The sequence below is a fragment of the Ensifer adhaerens genome (assembly GCF_013283195.1).
GTDB lineage: Bacteria > Pseudomonadota > Alphaproteobacteria > Rhizobiales > Rhizobiaceae > Ensifer > Ensifer adhaerens_G.
Genome location: NZ_JABEKT010000002.1, coordinates 566,777 through 582,559 on the forward strand (window position 1 = coordinate 566,777; position 15,783 = coordinate 582,559).

The 15,783-nt window shown below is 62.3% G+C and carries 13 protein-coding genes; 6 read left to right on the forward strand and 7 right to left on the reverse strand.

Annotation, left to right across the window (positions count from 1 at the left end):
- Positions 1 to 42: 42 nt before the first annotated feature.
- The gene (locus LPJGGPFB_RS19130; protein ID WP_173421520.1) at positions 43 to 969 is read right to left on the reverse strand and encodes a LysR substrate-binding domain-containing protein; all 927 of its coding nucleotides are present in this window, start codon (positions 967 to 969) and stop codon (positions 43 to 45) included.
- 249 nt (positions 970 to 1,218) lie between these two features.
- Here LPJGGPFB_RS19130 and LPJGGPFB_RS19135 point away from each other — a divergent pair, with 249 nt between their 5' ends.
- From LPJGGPFB_RS19135 to LPJGGPFB_RS19155, 5 genes are all read left to right on the forward strand, one after another.
- Positions 1,219 to 2,169 carry a GGDEF domain-containing protein gene (locus tag LPJGGPFB_RS19135; protein ID WP_173421521.1) on the forward strand — a complete coding sequence of 317 codons (951 nt, stop codon included), beginning with the start codon at positions 1,219 to 1,221 and terminating at the stop codon, positions 2,167 to 2,169.
- Positions 2,170 to 2,471: 302 nt separating this feature from the next.
- The gene (locus tag LPJGGPFB_RS19140; protein WP_173421522.1) at positions 2,472 to 2,807 is read left to right on the forward strand and encodes a hypothetical protein; all 336 of its coding nucleotides are present in this window, start codon (positions 2,472 to 2,474) and stop codon (positions 2,805 to 2,807) included.
- A 594-nt stretch (positions 2,808 to 3,401) separates the two neighbouring features.
- Positions 3,402 to 3,923, forward strand: a complete 522-nt coding sequence (locus tag LPJGGPFB_RS19145; RefSeq protein ID WP_173421523.1) for an RNA polymerase sigma factor — start codon at positions 3,402 to 3,404, stop codon at positions 3,921 to 3,923.
- 150 nt (positions 3,924 to 4,073) lie between these two features.
- Positions 4,074 to 5,012 (forward strand): FecR family protein, encoded by a 939-nt coding sequence (locus tag LPJGGPFB_RS19150; RefSeq protein ID WP_173422237.1) that lies wholly within the window; start codon positions 4,074 to 4,076, stop codon positions 5,010 to 5,012.
- Positions 5,013 to 5,118: 106 nt separating this feature from the next.
- Positions 5,119 to 7,440: a TonB-dependent receptor gene (locus LPJGGPFB_RS19155; protein ID WP_210264525.1), complete on the forward strand. Its 2,322-nt coding sequence runs from the start codon at positions 5,119 to 5,121 to the stop codon at positions 7,438 to 7,440.
- A 98-nt stretch (positions 7,441 to 7,538) separates the two neighbouring features.
- On the opposite strand, the gene LPJGGPFB_RS19160 is transcribed toward LPJGGPFB_RS19155, so the two are convergent.
- The 3 genes from LPJGGPFB_RS19160 to LPJGGPFB_RS19170 form a co-directional block, all read right to left on the reverse strand.
- Positions 7,539 to 7,823, reverse strand: a complete 285-nt coding sequence (locus tag LPJGGPFB_RS19160) for a DUF6894 family protein (protein ID WP_173421524.1) — start codon at positions 7,821 to 7,823, stop codon at positions 7,539 to 7,541.
- A gap of 238 nt (positions 7,824 to 8,061) precedes the next feature.
- Positions 8,062 to 8,370 carry a putative quinol monooxygenase gene (locus LPJGGPFB_RS19165; protein ID WP_173421525.1) on the reverse strand — a complete coding sequence of 103 codons (309 nt, stop codon included), beginning with the start codon at positions 8,368 to 8,370 and terminating at the stop codon, positions 8,062 to 8,064.
- Between the two features lie 212 nt (positions 8,371 to 8,582).
- Complete coding sequence (locus LPJGGPFB_RS19170; protein ID WP_173421526.1) at positions 8,583 to 9,596, reverse strand: zinc-binding alcohol dehydrogenase family protein; 1,014 nt, start codon at positions 9,594 to 9,596, stop codon at positions 8,583 to 8,585.
- Between the two features lie 100 nt (positions 9,597 to 9,696).
- Between LPJGGPFB_RS19170 and LPJGGPFB_RS19175 the strand changes: the two genes are divergently transcribed.
- Positions 9,697 to 10,050 carry a winged helix-turn-helix transcriptional regulator gene (locus LPJGGPFB_RS19175; protein WP_173421527.1) on the forward strand — a complete coding sequence of 118 codons (354 nt, stop codon included), beginning with the start codon at positions 9,697 to 9,699 and terminating at the stop codon, positions 10,048 to 10,050.
- 57 nt (positions 10,051 to 10,107) lie between these two features.
- Here the strand turns inward: LPJGGPFB_RS19175 and chrA are convergent, their stop codons facing one another.
- The 3 genes from chrA to LPJGGPFB_RS19190 all read right to left on the reverse strand — a co-directional run bounded on the left by chrA (position 10,108) and on the right by LPJGGPFB_RS19190 (position 15,783).
- On the reverse strand, positions 10,108 to 11,514 hold the full coding sequence (gene chrA / locus LPJGGPFB_RS19180) for a chromate efflux transporter (RefSeq protein ID WP_173421528.1): 1,407 nt from the start codon (positions 11,512 to 11,514) through the stop codon (positions 10,108 to 10,110).
- 1 nt (position 11,515) lies between these two features.
- Positions 11,516 to 12,337 carry a chromate resistance protein ChrB domain-containing protein gene (locus LPJGGPFB_RS19185; protein ID WP_173421529.1) on the reverse strand — a complete coding sequence of 274 codons (822 nt, stop codon included), beginning with the start codon at positions 12,335 to 12,337 and terminating at the stop codon, positions 11,516 to 11,518.
- Positions 12,338 to 12,546: 209 nt separating this feature from the next.
- Positions 12,547 to 15,783, reverse strand: a complete 3,237-nt coding sequence (locus LPJGGPFB_RS19190; protein ID WP_173421530.1) for an efflux RND transporter permease subunit — start codon at positions 15,781 to 15,783, stop codon at positions 12,547 to 12,549.

The window sequence follows — 15,783 nt, forward strand, 5'->3', positions numbered from 1 at the left end:
GCCGGCAGCATAGTCCGGGCAACATGCCCACGGGCAGAGACATTAAACTGCGGCGGAGGGTAGTTTTCCTTCCAGGTTCTGCCCCTCTGCGAGAAGCCAGGCCCGAAGCGCTGCGATCGGCTTGCGATCCCTGTCGGCGATGCGACAGCAGAAACGATAACCGGTCGGCCGGCTAACGAAACCAAAGGGCGCTTCGAGCGCGCCGGAGGCAAGCTCAGCCTCGATCGATGCCGCCGGGGCAATGGTGACGCCGAGCCCGCTGCGGGCGGCACTGAGGGCCAGCGTCAGGTCGTCCACCTCGATGCGCTTGCGAAAGCGGATGGGTGGATTGCCGCTTTCGCGAAACCAGTCGTCCCAGAGATACGCCACGTTGCGGGCGATCAGCGCCGTCATGTCTGCCAGGTCGGCGGGTGACGGTTGTCCGGCTGCAAGCACCGGGCCGAACCGATCGGCCATGAAGGCGACTGCCGTTATATCGGGGAGCGGCCGGTACTCTCCACCGACGATCAGGGCGTCGATTTCGGGCATGTCGGTCAGCGACTGGGTGACTGCAACCGGGATGATGTCGACCTCGAGCCCAGGAACGGCGCTCGACAGTGCCGCCAGACGTGGCATCAGCCATGCGGATGCCATCGGCATTGGAACACCGAGCCGCAGCCGGACCGTGCTACCGCTCGACGAAATCTCCTCCGCGGCCCGAGACACGATGGCAAAGGCGACGCCGACGGCATCGGCGAGCCTTTGCCCGGCCGGATTGAGCGTCACCCGTCCGCTTTCGCGATCGAGTAGTGCAAAGCCGAAATGTTCCTCAAGGCTTGCAAGCTGCTGGCGTACGGCACCGGGCACGACACCGAGCTCGATCGCGGCCGCGCGCAGGCTACCGCAGCGGGCGAGCGCATCGAAGGCCCGCAGCGCGTTTAGCGGCGGCAAAGGGCGCGGCGATTTCTGGAGCAGATCATCTGTTGGCATAATGCCCTCCGCCGACATCGGAGCCTGGTGCATAAACCAAGAGGCTACCCGCTGTCGAACGCGGCATTCGCACTTGCGGTTCGAATGGCTCCGGGCCTCACGAGAACGCTGATGGATGTAGCTTAGAAAAATTGAATATTTCGAAGGATTTTTGCGACAGCATCGCCTTGAGCCAAGTCCGTGCAGCCTGCCCTTTCGTTTATGGGCAGAAGAGACAAGGGAAGAAGTCAATGCCTGGATACCATCGTCATGAGCGTACCGCCTAGTCGTGCCGGCGCGGATGCACCCGTGAAAAACGCGGTGCGGTTCTCGCTCGATCAACTCAATCTCATCCTGGCGGCGCTGCCCGATCCCGCTTTCATCCTGACGCGCAGTGGGCACTATGCCGCCCTGTTTGGCGGATCGGATCACCGCTACTATCACGACGGAAGCAATCTTGTCGGTCAGAGTGTCTTCGACGTCTTGGCCCATGACAAGGCGCGCTGGTTTGCTTTGGAGATCGAGAAGGCGCTTTCTTCGCGGGCGTTGCACATCGTCGAATACAGTCTCGCCGGCAGCGACGTTAAGGGCCTGAAGGAAGCCGGCCCCGACCACCCGATCTGGTTTGAAGGACGGGTGCAGGCCCTCGATTTCCCCGTCGACGACGAAGACGCGGTGGTCTGGGTTGCCAGCAACATCACGGAAAAGAATGCCGTCGAGCATCAACTGCGCCTGCAAAGCGAAACCGATCCGCTGACCGGGCTCTACAATCGCCGAAAGCTGCTCGATGTGCTTGCAGTCGAGTTCGATCTCTCCTCCAGCAGCCGCACACCAACATCCCTTCTGATGTTCGACGTCGACAACTTCAAGGCGGTCAATGACGAGCTGGGGCATTCCGTCGGCGACGAGCTGCTGGCGACGATTGCAACTGTCTGCCGACGCGCATTGCGGTCCGGCGATGTCCTGGCGCGCCTGGGCGGCGACGAGTTCGTGGTTTTGATGCCGGCAACGACAAGCGGCGAAGGTGACCTCATTGCCAATGAGTTGCGTGAGCAGATCTCACTGGAGCTGCAGAGCAAGCTGGCGCTTTTCTCCACGATTAGCGGTGGGCTCACTGAAATTTCCCGGTCCGACGCCAGCATCGGCGATATTTTGCGGCGGGCCGACGATGGCCTCTACCAATCCAAGCGCAACGGCCGCAACCAGATCACCATCGTTTGATGCGGCGTCGGCGAGCGGCCCAGTGCGGTGACGTCTCTGCGATAGCTGTCGATTGCACAGCGGCGTGCAGACATGGATCGATGAGACGGCGAGTGAGCCGGCGGGCGAGGACAGGTGGCGGCAAGGGCTTGCGATCTCCACCTTTTGCTCAATGCCGAACCCTTGCAGCGCGTGGTACGTCCAGAAGGACTACGCGTCTGTCCGGATGACGGATGCATTGCCGCAGCCATGCCCGTTTTGCTTAGTTGACCGTTGCGGGGCGCGCACCGATCCTGTCGCTCAAGGACAGGATGGGGGCAGCTATGTGTGAGGCGTGGCAGCGATCGCTGATCGAAGAAGACGAACTCGTCAAAAAGGCAGCGACAACCATTCCGAGGCTGCTGCAGCATCCGGGCATCACGCTCGACCAGGCTTCCCGGCTGCATGTGAACATTGACGAGTGCGTGGAGCGGATGGACGCGCTGATCTTGGCGCTCGAGGAGAACAGCGTCGACCGATCCTGGATCCAGATGGCGACGACGATCAGAAACAGCTGGGAGACACTCGCCGAAGACGCGGCGAAGAAGGTTCTCGTCTTCAGTGGCACTTCCGAGGCTGTCGTCCGCGACGACACCATGCGGAAGGTTATGGGCGGCTAGTCCCGCAGTCTGCAAACAGCGGCACGGCCATATCCGGCAACCGCATGTTGGCCGTAAGCTATTGTCGTCGGAACGTGCTGTTCTCTCTGGCAGGGCGCCGGCGATCAACTGCCCACTTAGCCTCCTGCGGCCGACACCGGCCACGTCCGTCCATTCCCCACCAGGTCCAATCGTCACATGTCATGCCGCGACTGTACCGCGTTCGTGGTCTGCTGCTTCCGGCTGGAGGCGTGTCTGGCCTCACGCAGCGGCGCCATGCCGGTTCGATGTCCAGGTTGCGGTGATGGCCTGATGTAGCCTCTTCAGACGTGCGGAAACGCCATGGCCACCGGTGGTTGGTGATGCCCGTTGGTTGTGGTGATAGTCATCCGGCATCTCTTGAACTGGGCGGCCTTGCGCCGTTCACGTCACCTGGCGGGTGCAAGGGCACCCCCCGTCGATCATGGCGGCGATTGAGACACACTCGCCTTCTTCCGCGGCAAAAGTTGGTGTTCGGTCGAATTTTAAACTTGACTATTATAGGCATGTTTTCAATTTTACGCCCGTTCGCGCAAAGCACCACGCGCGGACGAACCCGTTCCCGGCCAGGATCCCATGACGACCGAGACCCAATCCGAAACGCGCGTCGATATCTTTCTTGCCCACCGTCCGGCGCTCATCGCCTATGCGGTTCGCCTGCTCGGTTCGCGCGATGCTGCCGAAGATATCGTCCAGGACGCGTTTGTTCGGTTCCTGCCTTCCAGCACCCGATCGGTTTCGAAGGGCCAGCTCCTCGCCTATCTCTACCGTACGGTCAGGAACCTTTCGCTCGACGTTTTGAGGCGCCGGAAGGTGGCCGCAATCGGTCATCAGGACGACGTCCCATTCTGGTCGGTTCCTGCCGACGTGCAGACGCCGGAACAATCGGCTTTGCTGTGCGACGACATCAGGCGGATCTCGCAGATCCTCTCCGAACTGCCGGTTGAAGCGAGGGTGGCTGTCGAGATGCATCGCTTCGGCGGCTACACGCTTGACGAAGTAGCAGCCCATCTCGGCATCTCCACGGCCAGCGCGCATCGCTACGTCACCGCGGCGATGATGAAGGTTGCCACAGCACTTCTGGTCAACGCGACTTAAAGTGGTCGCTCCCTGAGAAAAAAAAGCGCGTCATTCGTCTTTGTCAAAAGAGGGATTGTTCGGGTAGAAGTGCCTCTGAAGAGGCCAGACCGGCGTAGGATGTCATTGACCCAAGATCAGCAAATCGCAGCTGTTACCCTGGAAGAAGCCATGGACTGGTTTCTGCGGTTGAAGGCTGAGCCCAATTGTCCCGATCTGGCCGCGGATTTCCAGCGCTGGTTGCATCGCTCTGATGATCATCGGCGGGCGTGGGAGTATGCGCTTCGCACATGGCAGCTTATGGGGGAAGTCGCCCCGGTGCATGAGCAACTGTGGGCGGACGCACCGCGCGCCAACGTCATTCCGATCACCGGCCGCCGCTGGCGCCGCCCGGTGATCGCCTCCGCCGCTGCTATTGCCGCCACCCTGTTCCTCGTCCTTGCAGGCCCGTCGCTGTTGATCCGCCTTCAGGCGGACCACATCACCGCCACCGGCCAGAATGCCAGGGTGGCGCTGGAGGATGGAACGGTCATCGAGCTTGGCGGTGACAGTGCCATCAAGACCGAAATGACGGCCGCCGGCCGCCACGTCACTCTGCTTGCCGGCGAAGCGTTTTTCGATGTCGCACACAATCCGGCGCGCCCTTTCACGGTGGAGGCTGGAGGCGTCGAGGTTTTGGTCGTCGGCACCGCGTTCGACGTCCGGCTTGCGGGTGAGGAAACGACCGTCGAGCTGGAAAGGGGCGTCGTCCAGGTGTCGGTCGCTGAAGCCAGGGAAATGCCGGACTTCCGGCTGCTTCCAGGCGAGATGGCTGTCGTAAACAGGAATGACGGTGCGGTTACCCGCAATACCATCCAGCCCGATCAGGTCGCCGCCTGGCGCAGCGGACGGATCTTCGTCAAGGATGCTTCCATCGGCGCGGTCGCCGAACAGCTTCAACGCTATCATTCGGCGTGGATCGCGGTGCCGGATCGAAAGCTCGCCGGTCTCAAGGTCACCGGTCTCTACGACCTTCACGATCCGGACAGTGCCTTGAAGGCGCTGGTCGAGCCCTATGGCGGCCGCGTGCGGACATTTTCGACCTACGGTCGCCTGCTGACGCAATACTGAAAATCCTGACAAAAAGATTCAATTTATCTGAGAAAAAAGATGGAGTTCCTCGTCTTTGTTGGAAAGCGCTCGGCAACGGGGCGCAGTTCAAGGAGATGAGAGTACGATGTGCATATCGCAAGGCCGCAAGGGATCCCGTCGTTTGAAGTGGGGCGACGACGGCGGGCGTCCGATCGGACGGCTGATGGCAACGACGGCAATGGCGATCTGCCTGGCCTCGACGCTGACTTGGCCGAGCCCGGCACTTGCGCAGGATGCAACGTCCCAGGCGAGCGCTGCACGCAGCTTCAACGTGCCCGCCCAACCGCTTGCCGATGCGCTGAACGTCTTCGGCCGGCAATCGGGCCTGCAGGTGACGCTCGCCGCTTCGGTCTCGCGCGGCGTCATGTCCAAGGCCGTTGTCGGTTCCTACGCGCCGGAGGAGGCACTTGCACGGCTGCTTTCGGGCACGGGTATCGAACATCGCATCTCTGGCGGCCGGACGGCTGTCATCGGGACAGGCGCGGCCGGCGGCGGTGCGGGGGTTGTGCCGGCCGATGGCTCCACGGCGCTTGATCCGATCTCGGTGTTCGGGGACGCAACCGGGGTCGGTGAAATCGTCATCAGCCAGAGAGATCTTGAACTGCGCAACCCAGCGACGATCGCCGACGTCTTTCGCGGAGAGCCCGGCATCTCGGTGGGAAGCTCGCTGCCGATGTCGCAGAAGGTCTATGTCCACGGTATCGAGGAAACCAATCTTGCCGTCACCATGGATGGCGGCCGCCAGAACAACAAGGTCTTCCATCACAACGGTACCAACCTCATCGATCCGAGCCTGCTGAAGGCGGTACGGGTCGACGCCGGCATCGCGCCCGCGGACGCAGGACCGGGCGCGCTCGGCGGCGCCATTGCCTATGAGACGAAGGACGCCCGCGACCTGCTCGACGGCGACGGCTATGGTGGCTTCGTCTCGTCCAACTACAATTTCAACGGCAAGGTTTTCCAGACCGGGATTTCCGCCTATGGCATGCAGGAAGGGCTGGAGTTTCTAGGCTATTTCAACTTCGCCAAGGGCGATGAGTTCAAAGCTGGAAACGGCAGCATCGTTGAAGGCACAAGCACCGATCTGCTGAGCGGCATAGGCAAGGTCGCCTACGAGTTTGAGAGTGGCGATCGGTTCGAGCTCAGCCACGAGCGTGTCTATGACGATGCACCGCGCCCGTTCCGCGCCAATACCGGCTTCATCAGCGGTCGCCCGCCGTGGGAACCGCGTGTGCGCGACTATACGCTCGACCGGCAGAACACGGTCTTCTCCTATACCGACAGCACGCCTGAGGGCTGGTGGGATCCGACCGTGGTGCTGGCCTACAGCTCGACCCGGCTCGAGATTCCGATCTTTCCCCGGCCGGTGGCGCCAAGCACGGTATCCGTTCCCTATCCCGGTGCCGGCGAAACCGGCAGCTTCAATGGCAAGTTCGAAAACCGGTTCGGCTTCGATCTCGGCAGCATCACCGCGGGCGTCGATTTCTACAACGACAAGGCGGATCTCGAAGATCCTTTCGACGCCTCGACGGAGCGCGCCCGCAATGTCGGCATCTATGCGCAGGCGCGGCTGGAGCCCTGGGAACGCACCCGTCTTTCCTTCGGCATGCGCGGCGACCAGCAATGGTTCACCGGCACGACAAATGAAAAGTGGGACAATGCCGGTTTCAGCGGCAATATCTCCGGCGAATATGACCTGATCGAGGACCTGCTGACGGCGAAAGCCGGCTACTCCCACGTCTGGGCCGGGGTTCCGCTTGCCGAAAACTTTATCATGAACCCGCGATGGAATTACGGGGACGGACCGGAAACGAGCAAAGCCGACAACTACGCCTTCGGCCTTGTCGCCAAGCATGACGGCTTTACCGTGGAGGGCAGCCTGTTCCGCACCGATATCGACAACGCGCGCACCGCCAAGTACGCGGTGGTAAGGGCGATCGAGAACCATGAGGTGCGCTCGAAGGGCTTCGAGCTTGGTGCGGGCTATGACTGGGGTGACGGATATTTCAAGGTCAAATACGCCAACATAGATGTTTCGATCGACGGCAAGCCGGCCGACTCCGACACCGGGATCTATCTGGCAGCACCTGCCGGCCAGTTCATCACGCTGGTGGCGGCGCATAGCTTCATCGATTGGGGCGTCACCGTCGGCGGCGATGTCGAGATCGCGCTCGACAATGATGATGTCGTGGTTGGAACGCCGACGCTCGAAGGCTACAAGGTGTTCAACACCTTCGTCGAATATCAGCCGCCGAGCCACAGCAACCTGACGCTGCGCGCCGAAATCAAGAACGTCTTCGACGAGACCTATTCGGAGCGCGCCACTTATGGCCAGGAATTCGGCACGGTCACGCCACTCTACGAGCCTGGTCGCTCCTTCATCCTGAGCGCCAAGGCGACATTCTGAAATGGTATCAAAGGAAGAGGCATCGCCGATGCCTCTTCCTCTTTGCCGGCAGGTTGCTCCAGCCGTTTGTCTAATATGTTCGTGCTGAAATCTTCAGATTACAATTTGCTGAAATCAATTCGCATTTCCGCCCAGGCATGCTCGAACCTTGATCTCGCGATCAGCCAGGGGGGCATGGCCCTGGAAGCCGTCAGCCTTGCCAGCAAACGGCCCTCGGCATTCTCTACCGCGACGATGACGCCGCGGTAGTCATCCTCTTCGGCGATCTCGTCCGCAACCAGGCGGCCATGCTCGACTGCCTGACTGTCATCGGCAAGCAGCATGCCGACGCTGTCGCGGCTTGTGATACCTGCCAGGTGGATATGGAAAAGATAGCGTTGCATGATCTCACTCACACTATACGGCGATTGACGAAAAACACTCGCGCCGCTTCGGGTATGGTTGTGGTAGCACGCCTCTTCTCCCTTTGCGCGTGACCGCTGCGTGACACGCCTTTCTGGGCCATCTGAACGCTCGCACACGGGCAATCGCTGCGGTGCTCGCCGGTTTTACGGCGAAAGCGAAAACGCCCCGCCACCAGGGTGGCAAGGCGCATCACGAAGGACGAAAGCCCGGATTTCCTCAGGTTGACAGCTGGTCGAGAAACACCAGCTGCAGCGGGCGGGCAAGCAAACTCTCGACCGTCGCAGCGAAGGCTCGGAAATGCGGGGTCTCAAAGTGCGCGTCGAGCGCGGCGCGGCTCGTGAAGGCCTCGCGCATGTAGAACGTTCCCGGCGCGTCCTGCATTTCGAACAGGACGTAGTCGAGGCAGCCGGGTTCTTTGCGGGTCGGCTCGACCAGGGCAAGCAGCCCGTCACGCAATGCATCTCGGTTGCCGGGCCGGGCCGTCAGGATTGCCAGAGAAATGAGCTTCTCCGTTGACTGTATCATCATCTTTTTCCTTGGACGACGGGCGGAGGGAGGCGCGGCCGGTTGCACTGCATGGGGCCGCCGGGCGGCGCGCGTGTCGTATCCGCGACCATCTCGTCGTCGTGTTCTCGGTTGATTTTGTACATGCGCCGGCGATGGCCGCCCCGACGGGGCGGCTTTGCGACAGACACCATGCCGTTGCGGAGGACGCGTAGGCCTTTTCGCCCGCGCGGCTAGAAGCCCGAAAGCACGATCTTGCCCTTGGCCTTGCCGGACTCGATCAGCGTGTGCGCGCGCTTGAGGTTTGCCGCATTGATCGTTCCGAAATCCTCGTTGAGCGTGGACTTGATCTTGCCGGCATCGACCAGTTCGGACACGTCGTTCAACAGGGCATTCTGCTTGTCGATGTCGGCGGTCGCAAACAGCGAGCGGGTGAACATCAGCTCCCAGTGCAGCGAGATGCTCTTGCGCTTGAGCGGGAGCGCGTCCAACTGTTTGGGATCGTCGATCAGTCCGAAGCGGCTCTGCGGCGCGATCAGCTCGACGATTTCGCCGATATGATCGTCCGTATTGGTCGTCGAAAACACGAAGCCGGGCTGGCCGATCCCGAGGGCTTCGATCTGCGCTGCTATCGGTTGGCGGTGATCGACGACATGGTGGGCACCGAGTGACTTCACCCATTCCACAGTCTCGGGACGCGAGGCGGTGGCGATGACAGTGAGGTCTGTCAGCGCCCGCGCGATCTGAATGGCAATCGAGCCGACACCGCCGGCACCGCCGATGATGACGATCGCTTGGGCAGCGCCCGGTACAGGACGGGTGACGTCAAGGCGATCGAACAGCATTTCCCAGGCGGTGATCGATGTCAGCGGCAGGGCGGCCGCGGCGGAAAAATCCAGCGACTTGGGTTTCCGGCCGACGATACGTTCGTCGACCAGGTGAAACTCTGCATTGGTGCCGGAGCGGTTGATGGCGCCGGCATAGAAGACTTCGTCGCCGGGCTTGAAGAAGGACACGTCCGGGCCGACGGCGCTGACGATACCGGCCGCATCCCAGCCAAGGACTTTCCACTGGCCGGCTTCTGGTTTTGCGCTCTTGCGGATCTTGGTGTCGACCGGGTTGACCGAGATCGCCTTGACCTCGACGAGAATGTCCCGGCCCTTGGGCTCCGGGCGCGGCAGGTCGATATCGACCAGTGACATCTCGGCTTCGATCGCTTGGGGGACTTGGTAGGCTACGGCTCGCATTGAATGCTCCATCGGTTGAACACAGACAAGATGCGCACTATGATCAGGTATCGCAAGAACGCACATATAACGCCCATAGTGTCGAAAAGGATACCATTGGATGGGACGCACGCGCCACGACCGTTTCGACTGCAGCCCCGGATGCGCCGTCGAGGCGACGCTCAGCCTTATCGACGGCAAGTGGAAGGGGGTGGTGCTCTACCACCTGATGTCCGGCACCCTGCGCTTCAACGAAATCCGCCGGAAGCTGCCGAACGTGACCCAGCGCATGCTGACTAACCAGTTACGCGAACTCGAGGCCGACGGCCTGATCACGCGCACGGTGTTTGCCCAGGTCCCGCCCAGGGTCGACTATGATCTCTCGGAACGAGGCCGTACGCTGGAGCCGGTCATCCTGGCGCTGAAAGTCTGGGGAGACGCCAACATGCCGGCGACGGAGAATGCCGCGGCCTGATGGCCGCGACGTCCCGCTTGGCAATCGCAGGCTTGCACCATGGTCTCGGTCGTTCCCCTATGCGCCGACAAGGACCCACGCCATGCCGGCCAGCGCCGAGGCGAGCAGCGTCGCGATCACCGAGGCTTTGAAGCGGAAGATCGCCAGTGCCGCCGCAAGTGTCAGCAAGAGCGAGGGCAACACCAGTGAGCTCAAGACAGGCAGATCCAGTGTAAGGTAGCCGAGACGCCACGGGACGACCTGTGAAAACAACGTGTGAAGGCCGAACCAGACCGCCAGATTGAGGATGACCCCGACGACGGCGGCGGTGATGGCCGACATGGCGCCGGTGAGCGCGACATTGCCCCTCAGCTTCTCGATGAAGGGTGCACCTAAGAAGATCCAGAGGAAGCAGGGCACGAAGGTCACCCAGGTCGTCAGCAGTGCTGCAAGCGTGGCCGCGGTCATCGGGTTGAGCGTACCGGGATCGCGGTAAGCGCCCATGAAACCGACGAACTGGACGACCATGATCAATGGCCCAGGCGTCGTTTCGGCCATGCCGAGACCGTCGAGCATTTCGCCCGGCCGGAGCCAGCCGTAATGCTGCACGGCTTCCTGTGCGACATAGGCGAGCACCGCATAGGCGCCGCCGAATGTGACGACCGCCATCTTGCTGAAGAACCATCCGATCTCGGTAAAGACGTTGGTCGGTCCGAGGACCACAAACAGCAACGCCAGCGGCACGAGCCACAAGGCGAGAAACGCGGACGAGATTTTGAGGGACCAGGCGAGGTTGGGTCGGGCATGGATCGGCACCTGCTCGCCGAGCGCCGAATCCGCGTCATTGAGGACCGGTCCGGTTGCCTTGCCGTGGCCGCCACCGATGCGAAAAAGTGGCGAGCCCGCGCGTCCGCCGATGTAGCCGACGATGCCGGCTGTCAGGATGATCAGCGGGAAGGGAACGCGGAAGAAGAAGATTGCGACAAAGGCCAAAGCCGCGATGCCGATCATCAGTCTGTTCTTCAGCGCCCGGCTGCCGATGCGGAAAACAGCCTGGATGACGACGGCAAGCACGGCCGCCTTCAACCCGAAAAACAGTCCTTCGATCAGGTCGACATTACCGAATGCCGCATAGACGTAGCTGAGGCCGAGGATGGCAAGGAAGCCCGGAAGCACGAACAGGATGCCGGCGACGAGGCCACCGGCGGTACGGTGCAGGAGCCAGCCGATGTAGATTGCCAACTGCTGCGCCTCAGGCCCGGGCAACAACATGCAGTAGTTGAGCGCATGCAGGAACCTGTGCTCGCCAATCCAGCGCTTTTCATCGACGAGGATGCGATGCATCACCGCGATCTGCCCTGCCGGGCCGCCAAAACTCAGAGCGGCGATCCGGACCCAGACCCAGAACGCTTCGGAGAATGAAATGCCATGGCCATGGGGCACCGACGCCCTGCCGGTTTCGGTCGTGTGTGTGATATCGGTCATTTCATGCCCCCTTCTTGGGCGAGGGCCAATTGTGCGTTTCGCCGGTGGCATCGCGGCACCAGCGGTAAAAGGCGTCATAGAGCAGCATGCCTGCCTGTAATTGCTCATGATCGTCGGCATACATGCGCGACAGGCCGAGAGAAACGGCAAGCAGGCCCGCCGCCTCGGGAGCAAGGTCGAGGCGTGATGTGTCCGCGCCCCGCACGATCGTTGCGAGCCGCAGCATCGGTTCCGTTTCCAGCCCGAACGCCTGCACCATCACATCGAAGGTGCAGTGGTCGCCCCGATGGCTCCATTGAATCGGAGCGTCGATGTCGAACGGCGTGGCGTCGAAACGATCCGCAACAGCTTCGACTTCCGCGGGTGCCACGAACAGGAAGACGGCGTTCGGATCAACGAAGCGCCGAATAAGCCATGGGCAGGCGATCCGGTCGATTTTCGGGCGTGCGCGCGTGACCCAGAGCGTGTGGCCGCTTGCCTGGCGTTTCGGCATGGCGGAGACGGGCACAGCCGGATAGGGGGCCTCCGCCCAGGCCTCGAAGCCGCCTTCCAGGACACCGGCCGGAATGCCCGCGTGTCGCAGCCATGCGGCGGCCCCATGGCTCAGCTTCTTGCCGCGCTGGCAGATGATGACGGCGGATCGGCCAGTGAAATCCTGACCCCAGTCCTGAACCAGCCGGTAGTCGCGCCGGAGCGATCCGGGGATCAGGCGCGGATCGGCGTCGAAATCTTCGTCGGTCCTGACGTCGACGAGCACAGGACATTTGGGCGTGCCGATGAGGCGGGCAAGTTTGTCGGGGGAAATTTCAAGAAGTGACGGCATAACGCGTCCTCCGTCTGAGCGGTTGAATGGACGCGATACTTCGGCTGTCGCCTCGTGGGGTGATCGCGACCCCATGTCGGATTATTGCCGCCGTTTCGCCCAGACTGTCAAGTCGCGGCTCCGCGCCTGCCGGAGCGATAGCAGCCGCGTTGCCTGCGGCCACACCGCATAATGTGCTTCTGTAAAACAGGTGTGACGACGTGCTCGAGCTAGGGGCCGTGTTGCTCGGCAGCGGCGCGACCTGCATCCTCGCCAGTCTCTGCAGAAGCCGGCGTGGCTCCGGCATCAGCCTTTGTCGCTGATGCGTGGACGCCGCCCGTGGTCGAGAGACCGGCAAGCCTGTGGCCACGTTCACGCAACCACTGGAACACCACATAAAGGGCCGGGATGATGAAAATGCCGATCAGCGAGGCCGCGAGCATGCCGCCCGCAACGCCTGTGCCGACGGCGCGCCGGCTCAGCATGCCGGCGCCTTCGGCCGTCACCAGGGGAATGAGCCCGACGATGAAGGCGAAGCTCGTCATCATCACTGCGCGGAAGCGGGCGCGGGCGCCCTCGACCGCCGCCTCGACGATGCCGGCACCTTTCTCGCGATGAAACTTGGCGAATTCGACGATCAGGATCGCATTCTTGGAGGCGAGCGCGATCAGCACGACGAGGCCGATCTGGGCATAGATGTCGAACGACAGGCCCGCGATAAGGATCGAAACGAGGGCGCCGGCGACGCCGACCGCCACCGACAAAAGGACAGGGATCGGGATCGTCCAGCTTTCGTAGAGCGCCACCAGGAACAGATAGGCAAACAGCACCGCCAGCGCGAGGATCGCCGTCGTCTGTCCCGCCGCTTCAAGTTCCTGCAACGCGGTTCCGGTCCACTCGTAGCTGTAGCCGGGGGGCAGGGTGGTCGCCGACAGCGCCTCCATCGCGGCGAGCGCCTCGCCGGAAGACACGCCGGGTGCCGGCTGACCATTCAGCGTGATCGAGCGGTAATTGTTGTACCGGACGATCGACTGCGGCCCGATGATATATTCGACGCGCGCGACGGAGGCGACGGGCACCATGCCACCCGAGGCGTTGCGTACGTGCAGGCGCGAGATGTCGTCGACCGACGCACGGTCGGCCTCGGCCGCCTGCATGTTGACCTTCCAGCTGCGCCCGAAGAGATTGAAGTCATTGACGTAGAAAGACCCGAGCGTGCCCTGCAGCGTGGTGAAGAGATCGCTCACCGAGACCCCGAGCGCCTGCAGGCGATCCCGATCGAGATCGAGGTAAAGCTGTGGCGAACTTGCCGAATAGGTGGTGAAGGTCGGGCCGAGCAGCGGGCTCTGGTTGGCGGCGACAATCAGGCCGCCGGCCGTCGCCGCCAGATCCGCGGGCGTTCGGCCCTGGAGGTCGAGCAACTGGTATTCGAAGCCCGAACCGGTGCCGAGGCCCATGATCGGCGGCAGGTTGAAGGCGAAGATCTGTGCGGCGCGGATCGCCGTGCCTTTGGCCATGGTCGTTGCAACCGCTGCGTCGACGGAGCTCGCCTTGCCGGTGCGCTCGGCGAACGGCTTCATCGTGACGATGGCAAAGGCGCTGTTCGACTTGGACAGGCCGTCGAGGAAGCTGTAGCCGGTGACGGTGATGACGTCGGCAACGCCATCGATGCCGCCGAGCATTTTCTCGACGTCGCGAACGACCGCATCGGTGCGGTTGTAGGATGCTCCTTCAGGCAGCCTTATCTCGGTGAAATAGGCGCCCTGGTCTTCGCTTGGAAGGAAGCCTGTCGGCACGACGCGGAACAGCCAACCGCTGGCGCCGATCGCCACTGCCAGGAGGAGAAGGCCAAGGACAGCCCGACGGGCGATATGCCCGGCGACATGGACATAGCCGTCGCGTCCGTTGTCGATCCGCCGCGAGATCCAGCCGAGGATGCCGCGTTTCGGGCCGTGATGGGGCTTCAGCAGGATCGAGCAGAGGGCCGGGCTCAAGGTCAGCGCGTTGATGGCGGAGATCACCATCGACACGGACACCGCCACGGCGAACTGCTGGAACAGTTGACCGCTCAATCCGGGAATGAACGCGACGGGCACGAACACCGACAGGAGAACGAGCGTGATAGCGACGATCGCACCGGTGATCTCGCCCATGGCGAGGCGCGCCGCCTCGGGGGCCTGCATGCCGGGGTTCTCCTCCATCACCCGCTCGATGTTCTCGACCACGACGATCGCGTCGTCGACGACGATGCCGATCGCCAGCACCATCGCCAGGAGCGAAACGGTGTTCAGCGAGAAACCCATGGCGAGGATGACCGCGAAGGTGCCGATCAGCGCGACGGGCACGGCGACAAGCGGGATCAATGTCGCCCTGACATTACCGAGGAACAGGAAGACGACGATGATGACGAGCACGAAGGCTTCGAGCAGCGTATGCACGACATTTTCCACACTCGCCTCGACGAACTGGGTCGTGTCATAGGAGATCGAGTAGGTCAGGCCCTCGGGAAACGACTGGGAAAGCCTTTCCATCGCCTGCTTGACGCCTTCGGCGGCGGCAAGCGCATTGGCTCCTGGTGCCTGATAGGTGCCGATCATCGCCACCGGCTTGCCGTTGAAACGAGCGCTGGAGTCAGAACTCGCTGCGCCCAGCTCGACTTTGGCGATATCGCGAATACGCACGAACGACCCGTCCGGCTCGGCCCTCAACACCACGTCCTCGAACTGGGAAGGATCGGTGAGGCGGCCCTGGGTCGTCAGATTGAGCTGAAACAGCGGATCGTCGGTCATCGGCTGCGCGCCGATCCGGCCGATGGCGGCCTGGACGTTCTGCGTCTTCAGCGCGTTGATCACATCGGTCGGCGTCAGACCGAGATTGGTCAGGCGATCGATATCGAGCACGATCCGCATGGCATAGTCTTTGGCGCCGAACAGCGAGGCATCGCCGACACCCGGCGCCCGCTTGATCGTGTCGAGCACGTTGATCGTCGCGTAGTTCGAAAGAAACAGCGAATCGAAGTCGCTGCCGTCCTTGCCGTAGATGGTGATCACCTGCATCAGCGCCGACGATTTCTTGCGCACGCTGACGCCGGTCTGCTTGACCTCCGAAGGCAGCCCGGCCTCGGCCAGCGACACGCGGTTCTGCACGTTGACGGTGGCGATGTCTGGGTCTGTGCCGACGGCAAAGGTGACGGTCAGCGTATAGGAACCGTCAGCGCCGCTCGTCGATTTCATGTAGAGCATGTCGTCGACGCCGACGATCTTGCTCTCGATCGGCTGGGCGACTGTGGTTTCGACCACCTCGGCGCCGGCGCCGGGATAACTTGCGGTGACGCTGACCTGTGGCGGCACGATGTCTGGAAACTGGGCGATCGGCAGCCGGGTAAGCGCGATCAGGCCGGCGAGCGTCAATACGATCGAGATGACGGCGGCAAAGCGCGGACGATCGATGAAGATTTCAGAGATCAT

Bases quoted from the DNA above. Each gene is read 5' to 3' on its own strand.
- LPJGGPFB_RS19130 (WP_173421520.1), bottom strand. From the start codon at position 969: ATGCCAACAGATGATCTGCTCCAGAAATCGCCGCGCCCTTTGCCGCCG.
- LPJGGPFB_RS19135 (WP_173421521.1), top strand. From the start codon at position 1,219: ATGAGCGTACCGCCTAGTCGTGCCGGCGCGGATGCACCCGTGAAAAAC.
- LPJGGPFB_RS19140 (WP_173421522.1), top strand. From the start codon at position 2,472: ATGTGTGAGGCGTGGCAGCGATCGCTGATCGAAGAAGACGAACTCGTC.
- LPJGGPFB_RS19145 (WP_173421523.1), top strand. From the start codon at position 3,402: ATGACGACCGAGACCCAATCCGAAACGCGCGTCGATATCTTTCTTGCC.
- LPJGGPFB_RS19150 (WP_173422237.1), top strand. From the start codon at position 4,074: ATGGACTGGTTTCTGCGGTTGAAGGCTGAGCCCAATTGTCCCGATCTG.
- LPJGGPFB_RS19155 (WP_210264525.1), top strand. From the start codon at position 5,119: ATGTGCATATCGCAAGGCCGCAAGGGATCCCGTCGTTTGAAGTGGGGC.
- LPJGGPFB_RS19160 (WP_173421524.1), bottom strand. From the start codon at position 7,823: ATGCAACGCTATCTTTTCCATATCCACCTGGCAGGTATCACAAGCCGC.
- LPJGGPFB_RS19165 (WP_173421525.1), bottom strand. From the start codon at position 8,370: ATGATACAGTCAACGGAGAAGCTCATTTCTCTGGCAATCCTGACGGCC.
- LPJGGPFB_RS19170 (WP_173421526.1), bottom strand. From the start codon at position 9,596: ATGCGAGCCGTAGCCTACCAAGTCCCCCAAGCGATCGAAGCCGAGATG.
- LPJGGPFB_RS19175 (WP_173421527.1), top strand. From the start codon at position 9,697: ATGGGACGCACGCGCCACGACCGTTTCGACTGCAGCCCCGGATGCGCC.
- chrA (WP_173421528.1), bottom strand. From the start codon at position 11,514: ATGACCGATATCACACACACGACCGAAACCGGCAGGGCGTCGGTGCCC.
- LPJGGPFB_RS19185 (WP_173421529.1), bottom strand. From the start codon at position 12,337: ATGCCGTCACTTCTTGAAATTTCCCCCGACAAACTTGCCCGCCTCATC.
- LPJGGPFB_RS19190 (WP_173421530.1), bottom strand. From the start codon at position 15,783: ATGATCTCTGAAATCTTCATCGATCGTCCGCGCTTTGCCGCCGTCATC.